Source organism: Sporocytophaga sp. (assembly GCF_017745095.1).
Taxonomy (GTDB): Bacteria; Bacteroidota; Bacteroidia; order Cytophagales; family Cytophagaceae; genus Sporocytophaga.
Genome location: NZ_JAGHZZ010000016.1, coordinates 24,855 through 51,730 on the forward strand (window position 1 = coordinate 24,855; position 26,876 = coordinate 51,730).

The 26,876-nt window shown below is 35.6% G+C and carries 26 protein-coding genes; 12 read left to right on the top strand and 14 right to left on the bottom strand.

Annotated features, from left to right (window positions below; genetic code table 11):
• Window positions 1–58 precede the first annotated feature (58 nt).
• Window positions 59–409: a TfoX/Sxy family protein gene (locus J7604_RS19725; RefSeq protein WP_293899585.1), complete on the top strand. Its 351-nt coding sequence runs from the start codon at window positions 59–61 to the stop codon at window positions 407–409.
• 70 nt (window positions 410–479) lie between these two features.
• On the opposite strand, the gene J7604_RS19730 is transcribed toward J7604_RS19725, so the two are convergent.
• The gene (locus J7604_RS19730; protein WP_293899587.1) at window positions 480–1,091 is read right to left on the bottom strand and encodes a hypothetical protein; all 612 of its coding nucleotides are present in this window, start codon (window positions 1,089–1,091) and stop codon (window positions 480–482) included.
• Between the two features lie 56 nt (window positions 1,092–1,147).
• A complete protein-coding gene (locus J7604_RS19735) occupies window positions 1,148–1,741 on the bottom strand; it encodes a Crp/Fnr family transcriptional regulator (protein WP_293899589.1) in 594 nt (197 codons plus the stop codon).
• A gap of 440 nt (window positions 1,742–2,181) precedes the next feature.
• Between J7604_RS19735 and J7604_RS19740 the strand changes: the two genes are divergently transcribed.
• Window positions 2,182–2,859: a porin family protein gene (locus tag J7604_RS19740; protein ID WP_293899593.1), complete on the top strand. Its 678-nt coding sequence runs from the start codon at window positions 2,182–2,184 to the stop codon at window positions 2,857–2,859.
• A 71-nt stretch (window positions 2,860–2,930) separates the two neighbouring features.
• On the opposite strand, the gene leuS is transcribed toward J7604_RS19740, so the two are convergent.
• Complete coding sequence (gene leuS, locus J7604_RS19745) at window positions 2,931–5,699, bottom strand: leucine--tRNA ligase (protein WP_293899596.1); 2,769 nt, start codon at window positions 5,697–5,699, stop codon at window positions 2,931–2,933.
• 285 nt (window positions 5,700–5,984) lie between these two features.
• Between leuS and J7604_RS19750 the strand changes: the two genes are divergently transcribed.
• Window positions 5,985–6,224 (top strand): hypothetical protein, encoded by a 240-nt coding sequence (locus tag J7604_RS19750; RefSeq protein ID WP_293899599.1) that lies wholly within the window; start codon window positions 5,985–5,987, stop codon window positions 6,222–6,224.
• A gap of 84 nt (window positions 6,225–6,308) precedes the next feature.
• On the top strand, window positions 6,309–7,103 hold the full coding sequence (locus J7604_RS19755) for a thymidylate synthase (RefSeq protein ID WP_293899602.1): 795 nt from the start codon (window positions 6,309–6,311) through the stop codon (window positions 7,101–7,103).
• A gap of 61 nt (window positions 7,104–7,164) precedes the next feature.
• On the opposite strand, the gene J7604_RS19760 is transcribed toward J7604_RS19755, so the two are convergent.
• Window positions 7,165–8,001: an aminotransferase class IV gene (locus J7604_RS19760; RefSeq protein WP_293899605.1), complete on the bottom strand. Its 837-nt coding sequence runs from the start codon at window positions 7,999–8,001 to the stop codon at window positions 7,165–7,167.
• Window positions 8,002–8,069: 68 nt separating this feature from the next.
• Between J7604_RS19760 and J7604_RS19765 the strand changes: the two genes are divergently transcribed.
• A complete protein-coding gene (locus J7604_RS19765) occupies window positions 8,070–9,071 on the top strand; it encodes an NAD(P)H-dependent glycerol-3-phosphate dehydrogenase (RefSeq protein WP_293899608.1) in 1,002 nt (333 codons plus the stop codon).
• Here J7604_RS19765 and J7604_RS19770 read toward each other — a convergent pair.
• From J7604_RS19770 to accC, 4 genes are read right to left on the bottom strand one after another with little or no spacing between them, the layout of a single operon-like run.
• Entirely contained in the window at window positions 9,064–9,633 is a 570-nt protein-coding gene (locus J7604_RS19770) for a Maf family nucleotide pyrophosphatase (protein ID WP_293899611.1), read from the bottom strand. The genes J7604_RS19765 and J7604_RS19770 overlap by 8 nt on opposite strands.
• A 16-nt stretch (window positions 9,634–9,649) precedes the next feature.
• Entirely contained in the window at window positions 9,650–10,816 is a 1,167-nt protein-coding gene (locus J7604_RS19775) for a tetratricopeptide repeat protein (protein ID WP_293899614.1), read from the bottom strand.
• Window positions 10,817–10,852: 36 nt separating this feature from the next.
• The gene (locus J7604_RS19780) at window positions 10,853–12,073 is read right to left on the bottom strand and encodes a DUF1015 family protein (RefSeq protein ID WP_293899617.1); all 1,221 of its coding nucleotides are present in this window, start codon (window positions 12,071–12,073) and stop codon (window positions 10,853–10,855) included.
• 6 nt (window positions 12,074–12,079) lie between these two features.
• Window positions 12,080–13,576 carry an acetyl-CoA carboxylase biotin carboxylase subunit gene (gene accC / locus J7604_RS19785; protein WP_293899620.1) on the bottom strand — a complete coding sequence of 499 codons (1,497 nt, stop codon included), beginning with the start codon at window positions 13,574–13,576 and terminating at the stop codon, window positions 12,080–12,082.
• A 194-nt stretch (window positions 13,577–13,770) separates the two neighbouring features.
• On the opposite strand from accC, the gene J7604_RS19790 reads away from it, so the two are divergent.
• Together J7604_RS19790 and J7604_RS19795 are read left to right on the top strand one after the other, a co-directional pair.
• Window positions 13,771–15,015, top strand: coding sequence for a pyridoxal phosphate-dependent aminotransferase family protein (locus J7604_RS19790; RefSeq protein WP_293899623.1), 1,245 nt, complete (start codon window positions 13,771–13,773; stop codon window positions 15,013–15,015).
• A 118-nt stretch (window positions 15,016–15,133) separates the two neighbouring features.
• Window positions 15,134–15,316, top strand: coding sequence for a hypothetical protein (locus tag J7604_RS19795; RefSeq protein WP_045468942.1), 183 nt, complete (start codon window positions 15,134–15,136; stop codon window positions 15,314–15,316).
• A 35-nt stretch (window positions 15,317–15,351) separates the two neighbouring features.
• Here the strand turns inward: J7604_RS19795 and dapA are convergent, their stop codons facing one another.
• From dapA to ligA, 3 genes are read right to left on the bottom strand one after another with little or no spacing between them, the layout of a single operon-like run.
• Complete coding sequence (dapA, locus tag J7604_RS19800; RefSeq protein ID WP_293899629.1) at window positions 15,352–16,227, bottom strand: 4-hydroxy-tetrahydrodipicolinate synthase; 876 nt, start codon at window positions 16,225–16,227, stop codon at window positions 15,352–15,354.
• A gap of 3 nt (window positions 16,228–16,230) precedes the next feature.
• Window positions 16,231–16,749, bottom strand: coding sequence for a hypothetical protein (locus tag J7604_RS19805; RefSeq protein ID WP_293899632.1), 519 nt, complete (start codon window positions 16,747–16,749; stop codon window positions 16,231–16,233).
• Window positions 16,750–16,755: 6 nt separating this feature from the next.
• Window positions 16,756–18,762, bottom strand: coding sequence for an NAD-dependent DNA ligase LigA (gene ligA / locus J7604_RS19810; protein ID WP_293899635.1), 2,007 nt, complete (start codon window positions 18,760–18,762; stop codon window positions 16,756–16,758).
• Window positions 18,763–18,914: 152 nt separating this feature from the next.
• Here ligA and J7604_RS19815 point away from each other — a divergent pair, with 152 nt between their 5' ends.
• The 3 genes from J7604_RS19815 (at window position 18,915) to mtgA (ending at window position 20,682) form a co-directional block, all read left to right on the top strand.
• Window positions 18,915–19,493, top strand: coding sequence for a nitroreductase family protein (locus J7604_RS19815; RefSeq protein ID WP_293899638.1), 579 nt, complete (start codon window positions 18,915–18,917; stop codon window positions 19,491–19,493).
• 77 nt (window positions 19,494–19,570) lie between these two features.
• Entirely contained in the window at window positions 19,571–19,876 is a 306-nt protein-coding gene (locus tag J7604_RS19820) for an N-acetyltransferase (RefSeq protein ID WP_293899641.1), read from the top strand.
• A gap of 116 nt (window positions 19,877–19,992) precedes the next feature.
• Window positions 19,993–20,682, top strand: coding sequence for a monofunctional biosynthetic peptidoglycan transglycosylase (gene mtgA, locus J7604_RS19825; RefSeq protein WP_367113592.1), 690 nt, complete (start codon window positions 19,993–19,995; stop codon window positions 20,680–20,682).
• 80 nt (window positions 20,683–20,762) lie between these two features.
• On the opposite strand, the gene J7604_RS19830 is transcribed toward mtgA, so the two are convergent.
• The 3 genes from J7604_RS19830 to J7604_RS19840 all read right to left on the bottom strand — a co-directional run bounded on the left by J7604_RS19830 (window position 20,763) and on the right by J7604_RS19840 (window position 23,773).
• Window positions 20,763–22,775, bottom strand: coding sequence for an alpha-amylase family glycosyl hydrolase (locus J7604_RS19830; protein WP_293899646.1), 2,013 nt, complete (start codon window positions 22,773–22,775; stop codon window positions 20,763–20,765).
• A 108-nt stretch (window positions 22,776–22,883) separates the two neighbouring features.
• Window positions 22,884–23,231: a hypothetical protein gene (locus J7604_RS19835; RefSeq protein WP_293899649.1), complete on the bottom strand. Its 348-nt coding sequence runs from the start codon at window positions 23,229–23,231 to the stop codon at window positions 22,884–22,886.
• Window positions 23,232–23,392: 161 nt separating this feature from the next.
• Window positions 23,393–23,773: a hypothetical protein gene (locus tag J7604_RS19840; protein ID WP_293899652.1), complete on the bottom strand. Its 381-nt coding sequence runs from the start codon at window positions 23,771–23,773 to the stop codon at window positions 23,393–23,395.
• A gap of 254 nt (window positions 23,774–24,027) precedes the next feature.
• Between J7604_RS19840 and J7604_RS19845 the strand changes: the two genes are divergently transcribed.
• Entirely contained in the window at window positions 24,028–24,546 is a 519-nt protein-coding gene (locus J7604_RS19845) for a TlpA disulfide reductase family protein (RefSeq protein ID WP_293899655.1), read from the top strand.
• A 57-nt stretch (window positions 24,547–24,603) separates the two neighbouring features.
• Window positions 24,604–26,835 carry a transglycosylase domain-containing protein gene (locus J7604_RS19850; RefSeq protein WP_293899658.1) on the top strand — a complete coding sequence of 744 codons (2,232 nt, stop codon included), beginning with the start codon at window positions 24,604–24,606 and terminating at the stop codon, window positions 26,833–26,835.
• Window positions 26,836–26,876 lie beyond the last annotated feature (41 nt).

The window sequence follows — 26,876 nt, forward strand, 5'->3', positions numbered from 1 at the left end:
ACGAGTACAAATAAAAGATCCTTCCATTATTGTATAAGCTAAATAAATACCATAAAATATGTCATTTGATCAAATACTTGCAGATAGAGTCAGGATTTATCTTTCCGAAGTTCCAGGGTTAAAAATTGAAGAAAAGAAAATGTTTAGAGGATTGGCATTTATGATCAATGATAAGATGTGTGTAAATGTGAGTGGAGAAAATCTGATGTGCAGATTTGATCCTGAAAGACAGAAGGAAATTGAAACGAAGGTGGGCTATTTACCAATGGTAATGAGAGGGAAAGAGCTTAAGGGATACTGCTATGTTAGTCCTAAAGGTATAAAAAAGGAGAAAGATTTTGAATTCTGGATCAAGCTGTGCCTGGAATTCAACAGCAAGGCTAAGGCTTCAAAAAAGAAGAAAAAGTAAAATGACAATTATATTTTTTTTAATAAAACATATGCTTTCGGACAATTGGTGAAGTAAATTCTACTTTTGCTTATTTCCCAATAAGAACTCCATAAGCCTCAGGAATATTAATACCTTTAAAGTAATCGGTCATTCCACAAAAGATCAGAATAGTTACCAGAATCCCCAAGCCTATTATTGCTCTAGCTTGCCCTTGCGGACCAAGGTTCAGAAAATCACTTTTCATCTTTTTACTGTGAGCAGCCGCAATATGCCCGAAGAAGGATAGTATGGCAAGTCCGTAGTAGGGTACAAAGAATAAATTGAATGGAAAGGTATTTATACCTGCAGCCCCGAAATAAAAATTGGTATCAAGATGAAACAGATACCTTCCTGTCATTACAGCGCTGATATGGAAAAAAAAGAATACGACAAGATAAAGCCCCGACCAGACCTGAATTTTTTCAAATGGAGTATCGACTGTTTTTATTTTTGTCCTGAATAGTTTTAGACCAGAAATAATCTGGAAAAGGATAGCTCCCAGTAGAATAGTTTCAATGAAAATATTTCGGTAAAAAAGCCTTACTGTTTCCATAAATTTGATGTGCTCCGGCACACCGCCGAGACTTACGAGCTGGTTCAGTAAATGCACTGCAATGAAAACAGCTATGAATATTCCTGAAAAATAATGACCCTTTTTCATCTGATTGTAATTTTATCAAAGGTGAAATTACTTTTCCGATATTCATTTGATATAAATCAAATTCGGTTTTTGGGGTTCCTAATTCTGCTCAACGTCTCCAATGTAATACCTAAATAAGATGCTATATGGGTAAGAGGCACCCTTTGGGTGATGTCCGGAGTAATTTTTAGTAGGTTCTCAAATTTCTGATGAGCTGTCTCAAACTGGATTGATACAATGCGCTGCTGCAGTTGAAGTAAAGTTTTAACTACTACTTTATTGATGAGTCGTTCAAAATCATGATATTGATCAGATAAAGCCTGTATATGATCCCTAGAAAGCTCTAGTAATACAGCAGGTTCCAATGTTTCAATAGAATGAGGGCTGGGGATATTTAAAAAGAAGCTGTTGATTGAACATATGAAATCACCTTCAAATGCAAACCAGTCCGAAATATCTTTCCCGTCTTTTAGGTAAAAAGCTCTTGCACTTCCTTTGATCAGGAAATAAGCTTTGTCTGCATATTGTCCTTCTTTCACAAGAACAACTGGTTGCTCCAATATTAAAATTTTGGACTTGTTCTGAATATCAGTTTTGCAAGAGTCAGAGAGGGGAGAATAGTTTTCGCTAATAGAATTTATGATAGGGGTGATATCGGAAGTAGTATTCATTTTTATAATATTATGGTAAATCGGTAATGTAAGTAGTTATACAATAAATAATCTTCAGGAGACCACTCTTTGGTTTAAATGTGTTACCCTGCCATTATATTTTGTAAGATGAGATTTAAATAATAGTAATTAGATATGAGCTACAAATAATTTAGTTTAAATATATATTTAAAGTTTAATCAAAGTTTACCTAATAATAATTTTTAAGCAACAGAAAGGCATTGTTCCATTAAGTAGTTTTGGACAGAACTCATTCAATTTAATGTTTCATAATATTTGTAAATGTATAGTTAATGGTATCTTCGTTATCTATTACTAAACCCCTTATTACTTAATTCTTTTCTTTCAGCTTTTGGCTTTTGGCTTTTGGCTTTTAAACAATATTTTTTCTCTCCCCGTTAGTCTAATAAATGATTTACTAACTAATCGAAATGAATAAAATGGAAAAGGTAGTACAGAGAAGGGGATTACTTTCAAATCTAAAAGGAGTAGTAAAGTCAGTTGTGTTTTCAGGTCTAGTATTTCTAGGTCTGCAAAATGCAGATGCGCAGGTGACTTTTTCTTTAGGTCCTAAAGGAGGAGCAACATTCTCGCATTTGTCAAAGGATAAAAGTAGTCAGAATTCCAGAAATGGATTCCTAGCCGGTGGTTTTGCTAACATCGGTCTTGCACGTATAGTCGCTATTCAACCAGAGGTGCTTTATAACCAATATGGTACCAGAGGAGAGTTTGGTGGTACTAATACCAGACTTAATAGCAGTTACATCCAGGTGCCGGTGCTGTTAAAGCTAAGATTACCTCTCGGAGCGGTTTATCCTAATATTTTTGCAGGTCCATCTTGGGGATTTAGAAATAAAGCCAGCTATACTGTCTCTAACAATGAGACAGGTGAATCACTCGATTATGGCACTACAGCAATCAGAAAGAATGATTTCGGTGGGGTGGTAGGTGCAGGTATTGATATCAATGCCGGTCCTGTCTTCTTCACTGTTGACGGAAGATATGGGTTTGGATTTAATGAAGTCAACAACGATATCTACAGGCTGAATGCTAAGAACCGTCAGTGGGCTGTCTCGGCTGGTGTTGGTTTCTTGTTAGGCAAAAATAAGAGCTACTAAGAGCTGAAGATAAATAAATTAAAAAGGCTGTCCGGTAAAGACAGCCTTTTTAATTTTATTCGTAATATATTTTAAATTACAAGATTCACAATCTTGTTAGGCACAACAATTACTTTTTTAGGAGCTTTGCCTTCAAGCCATTTTTGCACCTGATCATTAGAAAGAACAGTTTCCTCTATCTGCTGGCTTGTAAGATTAAGAGGAAGATCAAGTTTTACCCTCATTTTACCATTGATGGAGATAGGATATTCAAAACTTTCTTCTGTCAGATACTCCTGTTTAAATACAGGATAAGAAGCTTTTAATATGCTATCCTTATTGCCAAACTCAGACCATAACTCTTCGGCAATATGAGGTGCATAAGGAGAAAGGACAATAAGAAGATCGCTGAGGATTTTCTTTTTATTACACTTTAGTGACCCTAGCTCATTGACACAAATCATAAATGTACTTACAGAAGTATTAAATGAGAAGCGCTCTATATCTTCCTCTACTTTCTTAATTGTCTTATGAAGCGCTTTATATTCCTCCTTGGTTGGTTCTGCGTCGGAAATATTAAGCTTTCCGCTCTCGTCGTGACAAAGATTCCAAAGCTTTCTAAGGAATTTATAGACTCCTTCGATACCATTGGTGTTCCATGGCTTGAACTGCTCCAAAGGTCCTAGGAACATCTCATACAAACGCAATGTATCTGCTCCATATTTGGCAACAATATCATCAGGGTTTACAACGTTGAACAAAGATTTGGACATTTTTTCTACTTCGCTTCCGCATATGTATTTGCCATCTTCAAGGATAAATTCAGCTTCGGCAAAGTCAGGTCTCCATGCTTTAAAAGCATCTGTATCAAGTACGTCATTATTGACGATGTTTACATCTACGTGCAATGGAGTTGTATCGTATTGCTTTCTTAGACTATAGGATACATATTTTTGAGTTCCCTTAACTCTGTATACAAAGTTCGATCTTCCCTGAATCATCCCCTGATTGATAAGCTTTGCAAAAGGTTCTTCGCTGCTGACATATCCGATATCCTTTAAGAACTTATTCCAGAACCTTGAGTATAACAAATGGCCTGTTGCATGTTCTGCACCACCGATATATAAGTCAACCTGATTCCAGTATTGCTCTGCATCCTTGCCTACAAGTCTGTTAGAATTTTTAGGATCCATGTAGCGCAGGTAATACCAGCTTGATCCTGCCCAACCAGGCATTGTACTTAACTCAATATTCTTTGCAACAAAATCTTTGTTTCTTCCCAGTGGAGGATCTCCTGCCTCGGTAGGTCTGTACTCGTCGATAGGAGGAAGTATTAATGGTAGTTCAGAATCTTTGAAGATTACCGGCATTCCATTACTGTCGTAAGATACAGGAATTGGTTCTCCCCAATATCTTTGTCTTCCAAAAATGGAATCCCTCATTTTAAAGTTGATCTTGGCTTTACCAATACCTTTTTGTTCGATGAATTCAATAGCTTTCTTAATAGCCTCAGGTACTGTAAGTCCATTCAGAAATGCGCTGTTGATCATTGTACCTTTTTTCGGATCAAAATCATCTTTGGTAATATCCGAACCTTCTCCTTCCTGCACTGGTATAATGGGCAAGTTGAAATGTTTTGCAAATCCAAAGTCCCTTGTATCTGAAGATGGAACAGCCATTACAACTCCCGTACCGTATCCGGAAAGTACATAGTCAGCTATATATATTGGAATGCGCTCTTCATTAAACGGATTGATCACATAGCTTCCTGTAAATTGTCCTGAAACAGTTTTTACATCGCTCATACGATCTCTTTCCGATCTGTTCTTTGCTGTTTCCACATACTTTTCTACTTCTTCTTTTTGATCAGGAGTAGTAAGTTCAGGGATTAGCTCATGCTCGGGAGCAATAGAAACAAAGGTTACACCAAATGTGGTATCAATTCTTGTCGTGAAAACTTTTAATTCAAGGTCCTTGCCTTCTACTTTAAATGTAAGCTCAGCGCCCAGAGATTTTCCAATCCAGTTACGCTGCATTTCTTTCATAGGCTCTGGCCAGTCAATGGTATCAAGCCCAGTAAGCAATCTTTCTGCATATGCTGTGATACGCATGCTCCATTGAAGCATCTTTTTTCTGATTACAGGATATCCTCCACGTTCAGAAACTCCATCCTTTACTTCTTCATTGGCAAGTACAGTTCCAAGCTCCGGACACCAGTTTACCATAGTTTCGGATAGATAAGTAAGACGATACTTCAAAAGCATCTCTTGTTTTGCTCTTTCGGAAAGTTTCTTCCAGTCTTCTGCTGTGAAAACAGGAGTGTCTTCATCACGAACCGCGTTAACAGATTTGTTTCCTGAAGTTTCAAAGATTTTAACTAAATCTTCGATAGACTCTGCTTTTTCCTTGTCTTTGTTGTACCAATGTTTGAAAAGCTGAGTGAATATCCATTGAGTCCATTTGTAATAATCAGCATTGCTGGTTCTTACTTCTCTGGACCAATCATAGGAGAATCCAATCTTTTTTAGCTGTTCTTTATATCTTGTTATATTCTGTTCAGTAGTTATAGCCGGATGCTGGCCTGTTTGCATCGCATATTGTTCCGCCGGAAGTCCGAAAGAGTCAAATCCCATTGGATGCAATACGTTAAAACCTTTGATTCTTTTATATCTGGCGACAATATCTGTGGCAATGTAACCCAGTGGATGTCCAACGTGAAGTCCTGCTCCTGAAGGATAAGGAAACATGTCGAGGGCATAGTATTTTGGTTTACTCTGGTTGGTGTCTGCTTCGAAGATTTTTGAAGCCTCCCACTTTTCCTGCCACTTTTTTTCAATCTCTTGAAAGTTATATTCTGCCATGGTAGTTATATCATTATTTTTTTTGGACTGCAAAAATAGTTTTTTTAAGCAGTATTTTTCAATAACAGCTTACTGAAGTTTAAAATTCTACAGGAGAACAATATAGAATGCCGGATTCAAAGAAGAGATGCAGTAATACATGTAAATGGGAAAAAACTCAAACGATTATTAGCCGTACCAGCCTAGTGGTATTTAAAAATCTTAAAATTTGGAATTGAATCAATATTTTTTTATATTTATCTAATATCTCTTGTTTTAAACCTTAATAATTGAAATTTTAATCTTATGAAAAAAGTAATTTTCAGCGTAATATTCTCAGTTCTTGTTGCTTTCGGTACTTCTTTCGCAGCAGTTGTAACAGATTCAAATATTTCTGTTGTCGTAAAGGATAAAGACAAAGATAAAAAGAAAAAGAAGAAAGAATGCGCTTCTAAATCAGGTTGTTCTTCTTCTAAAAAATCATGCTGTGCTTCAAAAGGTGCAGAAAATAGCGCAGCTCCGGCTGAGCAGAAAGCCGCTGAGTAGTTTTTAAAAAGGAATATTTAAGTTTAAAAGGTCCCATTGGGACCTTTTTTTTTGTATTTTCGGGGGTAGCTATAAATTGAAGTTATGAAGCAGTATCATGAATTGATGACTCATATTCTTGAAAAAGGTGTGAGGAAGGAAGACAGAACAGGTACAGGTACCATCAGTGTATTTGGTTATCAGATGAGGTTTGATTTATCAGAAGGATTTCCTGTAGTGACTACAAAAAAGCTTCATTTAAAGTCAATTATCCATGAGTTACTTTGGTTTCTGAAAGGTGATACCAATATTAAGTATCTTAAGGAAAATGGCGTAAGTATCTGGGATGAATGGGCAGACGAAAAGGGAAATCTAGGTCCGGTTTATGGATATCAGTGGAGAAGCTGGCCAACGCCAGATGGTGGACACATTGATCAGATATCAAAGGTTATTGAACAAATCAAAAAAACGCCAGATTCAAGGAGGCTTATTGTTAGTGCTTGGAACGTTGCAGATGTGGATAAGATGAAGTTACCACCTTGCCATGCATTTTTTCAGTTTTATGTAGCAGAAGGTAAGCTTTCCTGTCAATTGTATCAACGGAGTGCCGACGTTTTTCTAGGAGTACCTTTTAATATTGCTTCTTATGCATTGCTGACTATGATGGTTGCACAGGTGTGCGGTTTGCAACCTGGAGATTTTGTGCATACTCTTGGAGATGCTCATTTGTATTCAAATCATCTTGAGCAGACCAGACTTCAACTTTCAAGAGAATTGCGACCTCTTCCTCAAATGAAAATTAATCCTGCTGTAAAATCTATTTTTGATTTTAAATACGAAGATTTTACTTTGGAAAATTATAATCCACATCCTGCAATAAAGGCTGATGTAGCGGTCTAAGGATTAAGTTGTAATTAATAAGTTTTAAATAAACTTTGAATTCAGATAGGCTTAGGTATTTTTAGCCTTGCAGAGAAACATCCTTGGTATAAGATTCAATCAATTGATCATACAAAGGATGTTTTTCTTTAAATTGCTTTCCTTCAATACATCCCAGTTGGCTTATTCCTGTAGTGTTTGTGCTAAATACAAAGTCAGCATGTAATAGATCTTCTTTAAAGTACTGGCCTTCAACAACCTTTATGTGAATTCGCTTTGCATAAGACAAAATCTGCTTTCTTACAATTCCTTCGATACAGCCTGTTTCAAGAGAAGGAGTACATAACGTTTCTCCTTTTATCCAGAAGATGTTGGAGGATGAGCATTCGGATACAAAACCATCTGTATTAAACAAAATCATTTCATCAGCCTCAAGTTCCTTTCTTTTGATACTAGCAAGAATGTATGGAAGTGCATTGCATGTTTTATATCTGGAAATGGATGAGTATGCTAAAGGCACCTCATCAAAGAAAAAGCAAGATTTTTTTAATAAAGGAGCCGCTGTGAATTCTGAGGCATTGATTAAATATTGAACGGAATTATTTAAAGGTGTGAACAACCCTCCTGGAGAGCGCCATAGTTGTATCCGAATCCTGGCAGTTGATAAAGAATTCTTTTCAGCTAGATTAATAATTGAAGCACTTAGTTCATCTTTGGATATTAGGGAACAATCCAGGGATAAAGCTTTGGCACCATTAATCATACGAGTGTAATGGTCCTCCCAGAATAACAAATTTTTATTTTGAAGCTTAATTGTTTCAAATACTCCATCGCCATATAAAAAAGCTCTGTTGGCGGTGGATAAAAGCTGATTGCTTTCCACTGGGTAATATTCTCCGTTTAGAATGAGTTGGCTCATGGTAAGATTTAATCAGTCAATAAAAATTATTTTGCTAATTTAGCAGGAATTTAAATTTAAAAAACTACATGGAAAAGCAGTTATCAGTTGCTGTAATAGGAGGGGGAAGCTGGGCTACGGCACTTGTGAAGATTCTATCAGAGCAAAATATACTGATTCATTGGTGGCTAAGAAAGGAGGAGGATGTAGAACACATTCTCGCATATGAGTCTAATCCACGATATGCAAGTGATATTCATATTAATCTTACAAAAGTAAGGCCTATATCAGACCTTAAAAGGGCTGTTGAATTATCTTCTGTCTTAATCCTTGCGGTTCCGTCTGCTTTTATAAAAGAAATTCTTCTTTCGCTAGATAAAGAGAGTTATCAGAATAAAATCATTGTATCAGGAATCAAAGGGATGATTCCCCATGAGAATAAGCTTATCACTGATTTCCTTTCTTCTGAATTTGGAGTTAAACCAGAAAAGCTTTGCATTATAGCTGGTCCATGTCATTCTGAAGAAGTTGCCATGGAAAAGAAATCTTACCTAACTATTGCGGCTTCAGATCAAGAAACAGGAAAAACAATTGCAGAGTTATTGTCGTGTAGATTTGTAAAATCATCTGTTTCCCTTGATTTGTATGGAATTGAATATGCTGCAATTATGAAAAATATAATTGCTATAGCATGCGGTATAACTCATGGGTTAAATTATGGAGATAATTTTCAGGCAGTTTTGGTTTCAAATGCAATGCAGGAAATTTCCAGGTTTGTTAATGCATTACATCCTTCCGGACATAGAATACTCTGTTCATCTGCATTCTTAGGCGATTTGCTGGTAACCACCTATTCTCAGTTTAGCAGAAATCGTACTTTTGGAAATATGATTGGAAGGGGATACTCTGTTAAATCAGCTCAAATAGAAATGAATATGGTTGCGGAAGGATATTATGCAGTGAAAGGCATCAATGAGATCAATAAAGAACTGACTATTGAGATGCCCATTATAAAGGCTGTTTATAATATTCTTTATGAAAAAACTTCCCCAGTTACAGAAATAAAAATACTGGAAAGTAAACTCACTTAAATTCCTTAAGTGATTCATAAACTTTGTGAATCGGAAGCCCCATTACATTGAAGTAAGAGCCTTCAATTCCCGTAATTCCAATTAACCCTATCCATTCCTGAATACCATAGCTCCCGGCTTTATCAAAGGGCTTATATGTTTCCACATAGTGTCGAATTTCAGCTTCGGAAAGCTCTTTGAAATAGACTTTAGTGGTATCGGAAAATGATATTTTTTTGTTTTTGTGCAATAAACAGACTCCTGTAATTACCTCATGGTATTTTCCTGATAATTCCCTGAGCATTCTGGTTGCATCAAATTGATTAACAGGTTTTTCAAGAATATTTCCATCTACGAGCACTGTTGTATCAGCAGCTATTATTAAGCTGTTTTGTGATTCATCGCAAAAAGATTCTGCTTTTTTTTCGGCAAGGTATTCAGATATACTTCTTTTAGGTAGATCTGATGGGTAATCTTCGGGAATATTTTTACTTCTTACCAAAAAAATAATCCCTGCTTCCTTTAGTATTTGTTGCCTTCTGGGCGAATTGGAAGCAAGGATTATATTTAAATTCTTATTCAAATCTTACTGATATTTATTACTTAATAAGGTTAGGAGTATTTCTGCCACAGACGCTTTTGATCATTTCTGTTGCTCTTACATCTCCAAGTTGTTCCGCTTGCTTCAGGTCAAGGCAGGCTTCGGAGTTTTTATTCAATTGAGCATAAGCAACGCCTCTGAAATAATAAGCTTCTCTGTCTTTTGGATTTAATTCGATAGCTTTGTTTAAATCAACAATAGCTTCTTTGCTTTTGTCAATTTCTGTAAGATAAGCACCTCTGTTGAAATATGCATCTTTATGGTTAGGGAATAATTCTACTGCTTTGTTGAATTTTTCCATTGCGGCTTTTGTATTTCCGCTTGTAGCGAATACTTCAGCCCATTGATAATATGCTTCTTCAAATTTAGGGTCGATCTCTGTTGCTTTTTGATAATCTTTATCTGCACCTTCAATGTCCATCATTTGAAGCTTAGAATAACCTCTGTTGTAATAAGAGAATTTATCATTAGGGTCTAGCTCAATTACCTTTGTATAATCTTCGATGGCACCTTTAAAGTCATCAATGTGATTTTTTGCAAAACCTCTGTAGAAATACGCATAGTTGTATTTAGGATACAATTCTATCACTCTTGTAAAATCAGCGATTGCTTCTTTAAATCTTCCATATTCATTGCGAGCCAGACCTCTTTTGTAAAAAGCTTCAAAATTATTTGGCTGAGCAAGGTCTATAAGAGTTGTATAATCCTTTATAGATCCGGCATAGTCACTAAGAAGATATTTAATATTAGCTCTGTGTGACAAGGCATCAGGATCTTTTGGAGAGTGGACCAAAGCTTTTGAGAAGTCATCGATTGCTCCCTTTTGATCACCAAGTTGTTCTTTGGCAATACCTCTTTTTATGAACGCCTTATAATGGTTGTGGTTAAGTTCGAGTACATTGTTAAAGTCTTCTATTGCAGACTCATTATCTCCAATCTCTGTCCTGCATATTCCTCTGTTAAAATATGCTTCTACATTTTTAGGGTCTTTTGCTAATACTTTATCAAACTCTTCAATAGCGCCAAGAAAATCACCTTTTTTGTATTTTACATTTCCCTTTTCGAAGAAAGAGGTGTCAGCCGCGATTTCTGCAGAGGCATTTCCTACGAAGGAAACAAATGCCATCAGTAATAGCAATGATTTGAGAATAATATAGTTTTTCATATGACCTGAATGTATCGTAAAGATTTGTAAGTGTTTTCAATTTCGATCGGTAAGGTCATAAAAGACCAAACCAGCTAGCATTTTAGGGTAAAAGAATGTCGATTTCTCAGGCAATATTGAATTATTTAATACTGTTTTCCTGAGAGTTTTCATACTTACGCCCTTTAATATTAATCCAAAATCTGCTTCTCCAGACTGCACTTTTTTGGATAATTTAGTAAAGTTATAAGAAAATTTTAGATTAAACCAGTTTTTAGGTTGTTCTTTTTTGAAATTTTCTAAGTATTTTAATACTAAATAGTCAATTAGTGCCATTTTTTGTCCAGCCTCATTATAAGCTTTTTTATTAATAAAATGTTTAACTTTTTCATTAATCGGCTTAAGAATAAATGATTGAGATTTTAGAATTAATCCCCACTCTCCCTCATCTTCCCGAGAGGTGAATGCCTCTACGTTCTCTGAAGAAATAGGTTGCAATTGAAAAAAACTCCTCAAAATCTTGAGTAATTTTTCTTCCTTAAATTCACTTAATTTTACTAATCTATGAAAGGGTAATATGGTCGGAGGTTCATTCTCCATTAAACTAATATAAGCTGGAATAAGTGCCTTTTGTCCATACTTTTCATTATATAGTATCATTGTCTGGTACCTATGGTGACCATCTGCCAAGAATAATGGATTGTTTTTGAACAGGTGGTTAAGGTTCATCTTGGCATTCTCTTCAAATTTTTCAAGTTTATGAGTGGTTCCAAACGTGTCAGTGAACTTTGAAACTAAAGCAGAAGGGTTTTCCAGGTAGTTTTGAAATGATTTTTCTGGATCAGAGTATAGTAGGTGAATAGGAGATGAATTAACCTGATATTTTTCAAGAAATTGGATACCTTGCTCAACTACCTCTGAATTGATTCCTTCATGAGGAAGTACATTTTCTGGGCCCCAGTCATCTACTTTTAGTCCCACCAATATACCAATGCGCTTATATGGTTTTCTGCTTACAGGATGATTGTATTCCTGAGTGTATTTGTATATGGCAGGTGCTTCTTTTTTCAGTACTTTGTTTTTTTTCCAATCTTGAAAAGAAGAATCTTTTCCCTCAGATGATTTTGGATAGGTTAGTAAAATACTATGGAATGGTATATTATAAAGAGACTCCAAATCATTACTGAACTCTTCCTTGGGCATTAATGGAAAAGAAAGATTAGGAAGTGACTGTAAATCATTATACATGTACACTTCCAAAGGAAACACTTCGGGCATAAAAAATTAACTGTATCTTCTTTTCCAGACTGAATTTCCGGAGGTGTTTTGAAATTCTGATAAGGGTTGAGTATTGTTTTTTTCGGTAAAAAACTTTCCTGCAAATGCCATGGCAATTTCTTCAGTATCTTTATCCAAATTGATTTTTAGATGTTCAGGAGAAAAATGTTTTTTTACAAAATGTGTATCAAATCTGCCTGAAATAAATTCCTCATGATCCATAACATAGGCACCAAAAGGCAGAGTCGTCATGATGCCTGAAATTTTGTATTCAGAAATTGCCCTCTTCATTCTTTGTATGGCTTCTGTCCTATTACTTCCATAGGTAATCAATTTAGCAATCATAGGATCATAGAATACAGGTATTTCCATTGATTCTTCAAAACCATCATCAACTCTTATTCCGGGACCTTGAGGTCTTCTATATGTTATGAGTTTTCCGATATCAGGAAGAAAGTTATTCGTCGGGTCTTCTGCATAAACCCTTAATTCGATAGCGTGACCTCTTATAGAGACATCTTCTTGTCCGAATGAAAGTGCGTTGCCTTCCGCTATATTAATTTGTTCCTTTACCAGATCTATCCCTGTTATCATTTCAGTTACAGGATGTTCAACCTGTAGCCTGGTATTCATTTCAAGGAAATAAAAGTTAAGCTGTTCATCAACTATAAACTCAACAGTTCCTGCTCCATAGTAATTACAGGATTTAGCTACTTTAACTGCCGCTTCTCCTATCGCCATTCTTTTCTCGTAGTTTAAAACAGGAGAGGGGGCTTCCTCAACTACTTTCTGATAACGTCTCTGAATAGAGCATTCCCTTTCAAAAAGATGGATTACATTACCATGTTGATCCCCAAGTACTTGAACTTCGATGTGTTTCGGAGATGCAATGTATTTTTCAATAAATACAGATCCGTCTCCGAAGGCAGATTTGGCCTCGCTTGAAGCTCTTTCCAGTTGTTCAGCAAATTCGTCAGGACTTTCAACAATACGCATTCCTTTTCCTCCACCACCGGCACTGGCCTTGATAAGAACGGGATATCCTATTTCCGAAGTTACCCTGAGGGCTTCATTAATATCTGTTACGGGTTTGTTTATTCCTGGCACCATTGGGATATTATAGGCAGAAGCGGCATCTTTCGCTGCAAGTTTGCTTCCCATTATTTTTATGGAATTGGCAGATGGTCCGATAAATATTAAACCAGATTCTTCTACTTGACGGGCAAAGGTCTCATTTTCACTTAGAAAACCATACCCTGGGTGTATTGCATCGGCTTTAAGTTTTAGAGCCGTTTCAATTATTTTCGAAATATTTAAATAGGAAGCAGAGGAGGGAGCGGGACCAATGCAAACAGCTTCATCGGCATACTGAACATGAGGAGAAAGTCGGTCAGCCTCACTAAAAACAGCAACAGTTTTTATATCCATTTCTTTCAGCGATCTCATGATTCTCAAAGCAATTTCACCCCTATTGGCTATCAATACCTTTTTAATTTTTTGCATTTTTCAGATCCTTTGTATGTGTCAATAATAAATAATTAAATCCATTAATTTTATTCTTTTTTTAAGAATATAGGAGGTATTTTATCGAAAACCATATTTCAGTATCTGATTTTAATGATTACATTTGTACGATTTTTGGATCTGGATTTGATCAGAATAAGGTTTTGATTTGACTATAATAAAAATTTACTACCTTGGATTTATTTAATAAATTAACAAATGACAAAGGACCGTTAGGAAAACACTCTTCGGTCGCACATGGATATTTTGCATTCCCAAAACTAGAAGGCGAAATTGGCCCCAGAATGAAGTTCAGAGGAAAAGAAGTTTTGAACTGGAGCTTAAATAATTACATTGGACTTGCAAATCACCCTGAAGTTCGTAAAGCTGATGCTGAAGGAGCTGCAAAGTATGGATTGGCTTTCCCAATGGGAGCAAGGATGATGTCAGGAAATTCAAATCTTATTGAAGAGTTTGAAGCTCAGATTTCTGATTTTGTGAAAAAAGAAGATACCATGCTTCTTAACTTCGGTTACCAAGGAATGGTATCTATTATAGATGCAGTTCTTTCCCGCCATGATGTAGTAATCTATGATAGTGAATCTCATGCTTGCATTGTTGATGGTGTAAGACTGCACCAAGGAAAACGATTTGTATTCCCTCACAACGATATAGAAAATCTTAAAAAGCAACTTGAAAGAGCTACTAAAATAGTTCAGGAAACTAAAGGTGGAATTCTTGTGATTACTGAAGGAGTGTTTGGTATGGCAGGCGACCTTGGTAAATTGAAAGAAATAGTAGATCTGAAAAAACAATATCAGTTCAGATTATTGGTTGACGACGCACACGGTTTCGGAACAATGGGACCTACAGGTGCAGGAGCAGGTGAGCACCTTGGAGTTCAGGATGGAATTGATATTTACTTCTCTACATTTGCTAAATCAATGGCAAGTATAGGGGCCTTTGTTTCTAGTACAGAACAAGTAATAGGCTTCTTAAGATATAATACTAGGTCTCAGATTTTTGCTAAAACATTGCCAATGGCTTTGGTAGTAGGTGGGATGAAAAGATTAGAATTATTAAGAACTCAACCTCAGTTAAGAGAAAACCTTTGGAATGTAGTTCGCAATTTACAGCAAGGTTTGAAAGATGCAGGATTTGATATTGGTAAAACGGAATCTCCTGTAACTCCTGTTTATTTGAAAGGTGATGAGAGCGAGGCTGCTCAGTTGATTATAGATTTAAGAGAAAACTATAGTATTTTCTGTTCTATTGTTATTTATCCTGTTGTGCCTAAAGGAGTTCTTGAACTCAGAATTATACCTACTGCAATGCATACTTTAGAGGATGTTAAGCAGACAATTAAGGCCTTCCAGGAGGTTGCTTATAAACTTCAAAACAAGCTGTACACGCAAAAATTGTCGAACATTTCAATTTAATGAAGCATAATGAAAGTAAGATTTTCTACGGTAAAGAAAGAAAATCTTACTTTTCTTTTGAGTAGTATTTTTTAATTTCTTAATTTAGAACGTTTTAATAACCTAAATTTTTATAATAATGAACAGATTCGAACAACTGAAAAATCTTGTAATGTCGCTGGAAGGTGATTTTGCAAAATTTTATGAAAAAGAAAATGCAGCAGCAGGAACCCGTGTAAGGAAAGGTATGCAGGATCTTAAAAATTTAGCTCAGGAGATTAGAGTTGAGGTTCAGGATAAAAAGAATAATGAAGAACAATAACAAAAAAAGAGGCTGAAATTCAGCCTCTTTTTTTGTTAATTAACTTCGTTTATCGCTTGTAAGATACGTTCTCTGAGATTTTGAGAAGCTTTTACCAAAGGCAGCCTTACATTACTTTTGCAGATACCCTTACGCTCAAGTACTTCTTTTATACCTACAGGATTTCCTTCTTCATACATCAAAGGATTTATTTTTTCAAGCTTAGCAATCACTGCTTCAGCTTCAGAATGTTTTCCTTCAGATGTGAACTGAATTGACTTTTTGAAGTGTGCCGGAAATGCGTTGGCAAGTACTGAAATAACTCCAACACCACCAATGGCCCCGAAACTTGCAGTTGTCATATCATCACCGCTGATAAGAAGGAATCCTTTAAGACTTTTCTTAGCTATCTCTTCAGCTTGTTTCAAATCGCTGTTAGCCTCTTTGATACCAATTACATTTTTAACATTGGAAAGTCTTATGGTTGTTGCCGCAGTCATGTTGATTCCCGTTCTTCCGGGAACATTGTAAAGAATTACCGGCACAGGAGACGCTTCTGCAATTTTCTTATAATGCTGATATATTCCTTCCTGAGAAGGTTTATTGTAATAAGGACAAACTGATAGAATTGCGCTGATACCTTCGAAATTCGTATTCTTTATTCTTTCAAGAACTTCTTTTGTATTATTACCACCAATTCCGAAGACAACTGGTAGCTTGCCTTTGTTTTCTTTGAGTACAAAATCTAAGATTTGTTTTTTTTCATCCTGGTTGGTCGTAGGAGATTCACCCGTGGTACCATTAACCACTAAATAGTCTCCTCCATTTTGACTTACGTGATCGAGTAGTTTTTTTAATCCGCTAAAATCAATACTATCGTCATCACTAAACGGCGTTACAAGTGCTACTCCGGTCCCCGAAAAAATACTCATTTTTTAACTCCTGAATTTTTTTGTACAAACTTCCATTAATCTGATCAATGCTTCAATGCCTTCTCCTTTTTTTAATTCGGCCATTACTTCCAGAATATTTTTATTTTTTTCTGAAAAGATTCCGAACCGGCATTTTGCTTTGCTTGCAGATAAAATATTTTCGAAAGGCAAAAATGGTGAAATATTAATAGAATATAAATAGTCGAATTCGGTTTTTATAAAATTATTTATTTTTTCGTCACGATAAGTACCATTCCAGTTTATCTCACTAAATGAAATTCTGGTAAAAGGGAAATCAAAGGCACAATTATTGGTCATTGAGTTGCAGATGATTACTACTTTTTTCCCTTCTTTAATCAAACTTTTCACAAATTGAGATATCAATTCATTGCCTTTAGGGTTTTCATTGCTTATAAGAATCCCAACGGTAGAAGATTCTTCATAACTAAGACTTTGCCTTTTGGCTTTGTTATTTTTTCTGTTGTAATAAGTTCTAACTCTTAAAAAAAGCTTTTTAATCATCTTTAACTATTTTAACATGTTTATAAATTCATCCTCGGATATCATTTGAATACCAAGTTTTTGTGCTTTTTCAAGCTTGGAAGGTCCCATATTTTCCCCGGCAATGAGGAAATTTAACTTGGCTGATATACTGGAGACTACTTTTCCTCCATTTTTCTCTACTTTTTCCTTAATGCCGTCCCGGCTGAAATTTTGAAAGACTCCTGAAATAACAAATGTCTTTCCTTCAAAAATATTGCTTTCAAATTCAATTACTTTCTCCTGAGCCTCCATCTGAAGCCCCGCTTTTTTCAACCTTTCGATAAAAAGACGATGTTCTTCTTGTGCAAAATATTCTACTACTCCTTGAGCAATTTTTTCTCCTATCTCCGGAACTGCTCTCAATTCCTCAAATGAAGCCTTTGCCAATGCATCTATATTGTTAAAATGATCCGCAAGCTTTTCCGCAACCGTGTTTCCTACATACCTTATCCCTATTCCAAATAATACATTTTTGAATGGGACAGTTTTTGAGGTCTCTAAGCCTTTTATGATATTATTAGCCGACTTTTCACCAAATCTCTCAAGACTACAAAGTTTTTCAAAAGTTAAATCATATAAGTCTGCGGGATCTTTAACTAATCCTTTGGCATAAAGCTGATCCACAGTCTCGGATCCAATCCCTTCAATATTCAGAGCTTTTCTTTGAATAAAATGTTCCAGTTTGCCTTTAATTTGAGGAGGACATCCTTTTTCATTCGGACAGTAATGTACAGCTTCCCCTTCTTTTCTGATAAGTGGTGTACCACATTCAGGACAATTGGTAATATATTCAATAGGGATACTATTTCCGGGCCTTAATCCCAGATTTACTCCTGTGATTTTCGGTATAATTTCTCCACCTTTTTCTACAAATACAGTGTCGCCAATGCGAAGGTCAAGTCTTTTTATTTCATTCGCATTGTGAACTGAAGCTCTCTTAACCCTTGTCCCAGCCAACTGAACTGGTAACAGGTTAGCAACAGGGGTGACAGCTCCGGTTCTTCCCACCTGATATTCTATAGATTCTAGCAAAGTACTCGCAGTTTCTGCTTTGTATTTATATGCTATTGCCCAACGGGGACTCTTTGCAGTATAACCAAGTATCTCCTGTTGTTTGTAATCATTTACTTTTATAACAATACCATCTGTGCCAAGAGGAAGTTTAAATCTTTCTGTTTCCCACTTGTTTATATAATTAATTACTTCGTGAATGTCCTTACAACGAGTATAAGAATCCGATACATTAAAACCCCATTCCTTAATCCTTACCAAGGCATCATGATGAGATTTTATATCCAGATTTTCTCCCAATAGCCCATATACGAAACAATCGAGTTTTCTTTGTGCAACTACGGTTGAATCTTGCATTTTGATTGTTCCGGATGCTGCATTTCTGGGATTAGCAAGTAATGGTTCTCCTATATCTTCACGCTCTTTGTTAATTTTATTGAAGGAATCCAGAGGAAGAAATACTTCGCCACGGACTTCAAAAAGGGGAGGTATGTTATTGCCTTTTATTTTTAAGGGTATACTACGTATTGTTTTTACATTTGCAGTAACGTCATCTCCACGGACACCGTCTCCTCTAGTTGTGGCTTGTTTAAGGATGCCATTTTCGTAAGTTATACTCATAGCAACACCATCAAATTTAAGCTCAGCTATGTATTCGAAATTTGTACCAATTGTCTTCTTAACTCTATTATCAAATTCAATAAGTTCTTCCTCAGAATAGGTATTGCCCAAGGAAAGCATCGGATATACATGATAAACAGTTTTGAATTCTTTTGTAATAGTACCACCAACCCTTTGGCTAGGCGAATCTTCTTTTTTAAATTCGGGATGTAAATCCTCAAGTTTATTTAACTCTTCAAGTAACTTATCAAATTCAAAATCGGATATCGCAGAGGTGCTTTGCTGATAATATAAATCATTATAGTAATTGATCTTTTCTGTAAGCTCTTCTATTCGTAGTTTGGCTTCTTCTCTGGTCATCTATTATTAAATGAATTGTTTTTAACTTTTTCTAAGTTATAATTATACAAAAATAAACCGGGATTAGTGATTGATTATAATGATTGATAGGATTTTTCAATGGCAATTGATTAATTACGAAAAATAAAGATATAGTTTAAAATTTTATTGAAATGGGAAATATTAAAGTACACGAGCTGATAGAAACTCGATGGAGTCCAAGAGCTTACTTGACAAAAGATGTTGAAAATGAGAAACTTCATAGGATCTTTGAAGCTTCCAGAAGAGCTCCTTCTGCAATGAATGAACAACCTTGGAGGTATGTCGTGGGATTAAAAAAAGATGAGCAGGTATGGAAAAGTATAGCAGATACATTAAATGAAGGCAACCAAATATGGGCTCAACATGCTCCGGTTTTGATTTTAACATTAGCCAAAAAACATTATACCCGAAATGGTGCTGAAAATACTTCCAGAAATTATGATCTTGGACAGTCGGTGGCATACCTTTCTATTCAGGCTACTAATGAAGGGCTGTTTTTACATCAGATGGGAGGGTTTTCCCGTGAAAAAGCGATTGAAAATTTACAGATTCCTGAAGAATTTGAACCTGTGACAGTAATTGCTTTAGGGTATAAGGGAGATTTAAATACACTGCCTCTAAATTTACAGGAACGCGAAAAACAGATGATTAATAGGTTGCCACTTAGTGAGTTAGTTTTTTCAAATTGGGGCAAAAATTTTCTTTTGTAGGGTGGTCGTTTAACAAAATTAAAATCTCTCTTGTTATATTTTAAAAGTTCTTTAAATAAAACCACAGGAGGGTAACGATGATTTTCGATATAAAGCATGATGGGAAGAGCCAGAAATTCTTTATCGTTATAAATGGAAAGGAATGCAATCTGAAGTATGAAAAACTTTCCGATCAGATTTATGAGGTGAAACAAATGTTTGTTCCAAAAAATTTGAGAGGGCAGGGAATTGCAGGTAGAATTGTGGAATTTTCTCTGAATTTTGCCAAAAAAAATTTTATTAAGATAAGGACTTCTTGTTCCTATATTCACAATTTCATAGAAAAGAGAAGAGAGTTTAAGGAGTTGTTGGTAACAACCTCCAAAGAGCCTGCCGTAATTTAAATCCCGGTTAATCTTCAAATATCAATCAACTTCATCCTGATTTTTCAATTCAGAAAATATTTATTAGTAATTTCGTTTAGATTACTAAAAATATGGATTGAAAAATCCGGATGAAGATGTTTTGGAAAAAGTGTGTTAGAATAATTAAACTGACTACGATTTTTTTTCTGGTCAGTACCTTATTTTCGGTGATAATTTTAAGATTTGTTCCCCCAATAGTATCACCTTTAATGATCATTAGGTGTTTTGAACAGATCTGGAATGGTAAATCACTCAAGCTAAAAAAAGACTGGGTATCTTTTGATGAAATCTCTCCTAATTTAAAAAGAGCTGTAATTGCATCGGAAGATCAGCGTTTTATGGACCATCATGGGTTTGACTTTAATGCAATCAAAAAGGCTATGGAATACAATAAAAAAGGCAAGAAAAAAGTGGTTGGTGCAAGTACAATTAGTCAACAGGTTGCAAAGAATGTTTTCCTCTGGCCTTCCAGATCATGGGTGAGAAAAGGATTTGAAGTTTATTTTACTATCCTTATTGAAATATTCTGGAGTAAGGAACGGATACTTGAAGTCTACCTTAATATTGTGGAATTGGGGAATGGAGTTTATGGTGCAGAAGCAGCTTCACATTATTATTTTAATATCAATGCGAAAAAGCTTTCAAGAGATCAAGCTGCTTTGTTAGCAGCAATATTGCCTAATCCACTGAAATGGTCCCCGACCAAGCCTTCTATCTATATTTTGAAGAGAAGGAATTGGATCCGACAAAACATGGCAAGGATGGGAAAAGTAGAGTTTTCCTAAAATAATCTAAAACTCTTCTTTCAATAAAAAAAGGGTGTGGAAGATTTTCCAGACCCTTTTTTGCTTTTAAACAATTAATATTAATCTATTTTTTTCATCACCAAAGCTGTTCTGTTGGTAAGATAAATACTCAATGACTGAAATTCATCAGTTTCGTGTACAAAGTCTGTATCAACTCTTCCAAACCCACCAAACTCTTTTTCATCAGAATTTAAGATAATTTTATACCTGCCCATTTCAGGAGCTCTGAACCGATAGCCGAAAATTGAATTACCAATGCTGAAGTTAAATATAAATATAAGGTTGTTTCTTTCGAATATGATGACCTTATTCGCAGAGTCCATGTTGATTTGTCTTCCGTTTAGGGCGGAAACAATATGGTTTTCTTTGATGCAATGAATCATTGCTTTATCAAAGTTCGCAAGGTACTGGTATTTCAGATTTTTACTATCAACCAGTGTCCATTGCCTGCGGGCATACTTGTAACTCCAGTTATTTCCTTGTCTTGGAAAATCTATCCATTCAGGATGGCCGAATTCATTTCCCATAAAGTTTAAATACCCTTCTCCTCCAAGTGATATGGTAAATAGACGGATCATTTTATGAAGAGCAATCCCTCTGTCGATAACTACATTAGGATCATCAACAAGCATATGGAAATACATCTCCTTGTCCATGAGCCAGAATGCAAGGGTTTTGTCTCCAACCAGGGCTTGGTCGTGAGATTCAGCGTAGGCTATTGTTTTTTCCTTCCATCTTCGGTTACTCAAAACTGACCACATTTCATTAATGTCCCAGTCCTCATCAGCTCTCTCTTTTAATATTTTTATCCAGTAATCCGGAATCCCCATTGCAAGTCTGTAATCAAAACCAAGACCACCTTCTTCTACTGTTCTACAAAGGCCGGGCATTCCACTCACATCCTCAGCTATAGAAATTGCATTCGGATTTACTTCTTTTATTAGCTCATTTGCTAACTGCAGATAGGTGATGGCATCCCATTCTACATCATTTTTGAAATATTTGTCATAGTGATCGAACGAGGTAGAGCCATGATGGAAGTATAGCATTGATGTAACACCATCAAATCTAAACCCATCGAACTTATATTCTTCAAGCCAGAATTTAACATTGCTTAACAGAAATTGCTTCACTTCCCATTTTCCATAATCAAAGATTTTGGAGTCCCATCCTTCGTGATAACCTCTTCCTCCTGGATGGAAATACTGGTGATCACTTCCGTCAAACTCATTCAATCCTTCAGAAAGATTTTTTACTGCATGAGAATGAACAATGTCCATAATAACGGCAATTCCCAACTCGTGAGCTTTACCTATTAGATATTTTAAATCCTCTGGATTTCCAAAGCGGGAAGAAGCTGCAAAAAAGTTAGATACATGGTAACCGAAAGATCCATAATATGGATGTTCCATTACTGCCATTAACTGAATTGCATTATAACCATAGTCTTTTATTCTCGGAAGAATCTCATCGGCAAATTCAATATAAGTACCAAGACCTTCTTTCTCCTGAGCCATTCCTACGTGAGTTTCGTAGATAATAGGTTCTTTGAGAACATCCTGAAGGTTGAGATTATATGATCCCCATTGGAATGGAAAAGGCGCAAACCAAAGCTGTCCGCTAAAGTCATAGGTCTGAGGATCTTGAACGACTTTTTGCATATATGCAGGAATTCTGTCCATAGCACCATTATTGGCAACTACATGGACTTTAATCTTGCTTCCATGAACAAAAGAGTCTTTATATTGATCATATGGAAGAAAAATTTCCCAATCTCCTCTAGGATTCCTAGTAAGAGAATGGGAACCTCTATTCCAATGATTAAAGTCTCCGGTTAAGAACAGCTGATGAGCTTTAGGGGCCCATTCTCTGTACCACCATCCGTTTTTTTCATTATCAAAGTTAACCCCATAGTATTTATGAGCGTCAGCAAAATTGCTAAGGCTACCGTATGCCTTTTGAATTTCACTCAGAGCATTATGATATCGTTCAAGACGAGCTTCAACGTCATCATTATAGGGTTCTAGCCAGGGATCGTCCTGGATAAGAGGCAATTTTTCTTTTTCCTTCACTGTGATATAAAAAAGTTATGTTAGCTTAATAATACACGCTATAACTCTAAATTAAAAATTATTGTTTAGAGAATTTGATAACTTCTTTAATCAATAATATTTAACTCATCAATCTATAATATTTAATTCATCTTCAGATGAGCCAATTCTTGCAATAAGTATTTGTTGAGTTCTTGCAGAAGAAGCTACTAATGGTCTCTTGTGAAGATTGATAGATTTTCTGATATATCGGATATCTACTTTTTTGGTTGTCTCTTTATCTACAGTTTTTACACTGTCCGCATTCAGAGAGTCTTTTGGAGTAGGGTCTGGTAAGGATCTTGAACTTAATGTGTCTGTTTTTTTCTCAGGCAGTGGCCTGTTTACTTTATCTGTTTGTCCATTATATGGACTGCAGGCAAATACATTTCCCAAAAAGAAAATTAAAATGATGATATTCAATTTAATTTGTGACATAATTCCCTCCTTGAAATGGTGCTGTATTAGTTTAAAACAAAAACTATGCAGTTTGTTTAATCAAAAAGGGTTACGGAAAATGCAAGTTGGATTTAACTAATATTTAATTAGGAAAATCAGTAAGTTATGTTAAGAGGTGATGAAATAATCAGTGAAAAAAATTATTCTAAATCTTCAGATAAATTATTTAGATGAAGTTCATTTACTGAAAGTGTCTCTGAATCTACGTCCATTACAAAAGACTTGTATTTGCCATCTTGTTGCTTAAAACGGATAAGACAACGCTGGTTGGTTTCCCATTCAAAGTTGACAGTCTTTTCATTTAGATCCGAAGAATAAATTTCAGTTGAGGGAGCTTCAGATAATTCCATTCCTTTCAATCCAAAGCGTACGGTGAAAGGATCAACAAGATTGGGTTTTATACCTGAAATAAAAATAGAAAGAGAACCATCAGGAGAGGAGGAATAAATACTCATTTCTTTCTTGCCTGTGCAGGAATAAAGCGCAAGTGAGACTAGAAAAGAAATAAGAACCTGTTTCATTTAAGGTGGTGTGTGAATTGATAATCAAACCTAAATAAAATGGTAGTTAAACACAAGAATATCATTAAAAAAATGATCTACGTATCACTTAGTTTTAATAGTTAAATTTATGATAGATTAATATGGGGATATGAAGCTTCATTCTTAAAGATATCTTCATCTAAATTTTATTTTGTCATGCAGGACAGTATCTTTAAATATTAGAGATGAAATTGAACTTATTGGAATCAAACCTAATTTAAATTCAAAGTGCTATGAAAAAGATATTTTGGCTATTATTCTTTCCTGTCCTCCTTCTGTCAAGCTTCAGACCAAAGGAAAGGGCATTGGAAGTTAACAAAGGAATTAAGGAGACAGCACCTGACTTTACCCTTAATGATCTTGCTGGTAATAAAGTTTCATTGAGCGACTTTAAAGGTAAAGTAGTTTATATGGATGTTTGGGCTACTTGGTGCGGTCCGTGTATGGAGGCAATTGCATTGTCACATGAACCTAAACAGGAGTTTCTCGAAAATCCCGATGTAGTTTTTTTATATGTTTCTATTGATCGGGAAAAAGATAAATGGAAAAAAGTCGTTAAAAGAAAAGGAATTGAAGGAATTCACGTTCATTCTTATGAAGGAAACGAAAGTTCGATCATTGCTAAATATGGAGTTGTATCGATTCCTCGCTTTATCCTGATTGATAAAAACGGAAATATAGCAGATCCGAATGCCAAAGCTCCTTTCGAAGACGGTTGGTCTGAGGATATTAAAAAATTACTTGCACAATAGTATTGGTATTGACTAAAAGACATTTTAAATTGGGTTCTTTTTAGAACCCTTTTTTGTATGATTAGCTTTAAAGACAAAAAGATTAAATTCCTTTGGGTAGGATTCTGGAGCTTTGCTCTTTTCATTGCATTATTCATTTTCTCTATATCCATAAACCTGTTCGGTTTATTTGGTAAAATTCCCTCTCTGGAAATTCTTGAAAATCCTAAAAGTGACCTTTCTTCAGAAGTTTATACTGAAGACAATGTGCTGATGGGAAAATATTTTAAGTATAACAGGTCAAATGCAGATTACACGGATCTTCCTGTTGATTTGGTTAATGCTCTGATTGCTACGGAAGACGTTCGTTTTTACAGACACTCAGGCGTTGATTTTAAAGGTACCTTTGCTATTTTTCTCTATGCTGTAACATTCCAGAAGAGAGGATCCAGCACTTTGAGTCAGCAGTTGGCCAAAAATCTTTTCCAGATGAGGCAATCCAAAGAATATCAGGGTCCTCTAAGTAAGTTTATGCCTGTGGTGAAATTCAAGGAAATTATCACCGCGACGAGACTTGAAAGAGCCTATACAAAAAAAGAAATTCTGAATATGTATCTGAATACAGTCGAATTTGGAAATGGAACATACGGAATCACATCTGCTGCAAAAAAATATTTTAATAAAAAGCCATCTAAACTTAAGACTCAAGAAGCAGCCATGCTAATTGGTTTGCTTAAAGGACCAAGCGTTTATGATCCGATCAGAAAAGAGGAAAAAGCGCTGAACAGAAGGAATACGGTTCTAAGTCAGATGGTAAAATACAATTATCTAAGTAAGGATCAGTTTGAAAAGCTTAAGCTGACCCCTCTTGCTTTAGATATTACTTATGAAAACCAGAATACTGGCCTAGCACCTTATTTCAGAGACTACATAGAAGATTACCTTGTTAACTGGTGCGATGACCATGGCTATAATCTATATGCTGATGGTTTGAAAATTTATACAACCATTAATTCTAAAATGCAGACCTATGCAGAAGATGCTGTTTCAAATCATATGAAGGCTCTTCAGAAAGAGTTTTTTGCAGAATGGAAAGGTAAAACTCCGTGGGCTTCAAATAAACTTGATGATAGAAAGTTTGTAGAGAGATTTGCAAAAAGGTCTGAAAGGTATAGGGTTTTGAAAGCAGAACTGGGTAATAATCCAGAACTGATATTCAAAGAAATGAGTAAGAAGGTTAAAATGAAAATCTATACGCTTAGGGGAACTAGGGACACAACTATGAGTCCAATGGATTCTGTTAGGTATTACCTTCATTTCCTTCATACCGGAATGGTAAGTATGGATCCTCATAATGGTCAAGTAAAAGCATGGGTAGGGGATGTAAACTTCAGGTATTTTAAGTATGACCATGTTAAAAAAGGAGCAAGACAACCAGGTTCTACATTTAAGCCACTACTTTATGCGTATGCGATAGAGGAAAAGGGTTTAACTCCTTGTTCTAAAGTGTTGGATACACAGGTTCCATTCACAATGCCGGACGGAAAAGTCTGGATACCCAAAAACAGTAATAACAATTATTCAAATGACTATATGACTTTGCGTCTTGGGATGGCAAGGTCTGTAAATACTATTGCTGCATATCTAATGAAACTGAGCGGTCCGGATTCTATTGTTGCTTTTGCTAAACGTCTTGGTATATCTTCTCAATTGGAAGCGGTTCCTACACTTGCTCTCGGAACTAGTGATGTATCAGTTTTTGATATGACTCAGGCTTATTGTGCCTTCGTAAACAACGGTTATAGGTATGAGCCATTGATGATTACGAGAATTGAAGATAAATATGGAAATATTTTGGAAGAATTCAGAAATATACCTCAACAGGTTATATCATCTGAAACTGCGGCATCTATGGTTTATATGTTAAAAGGTTCTGCAGAAGAAGATGGAGGTACAGCTCGGGACCTGGTAAGAAAATTTAATATAACAAGTGAAGTTGGAGGGAAAACAGGTACCACTCAAAACTCTGCTGATGGATGGTTTATGGGAGTATCACCTGATTTGGTTTCGGGTGTGTGGGTTGGTGCTGATGATAAAAATATTCACTTCCCTGATATGCGATTTGGACAGGGAGCAAGAATGGCATTACCAATCTGGGGCCTGTATATGCAAAAAGTTTTTGCAGATAAAAATCTTGGAGTAAAAACGAAATTTGAAATTCCAGAATCTCTCAATGGTTCTTTTGATTGTGAATCTGCTGCCAATGAAGTTGATTCCACTGTAGTAGATTTGCCGGCTTCGTTTGACTAACAAAAAGCACCAAACACTTTATTCCTTTGTTTTTTTAATAG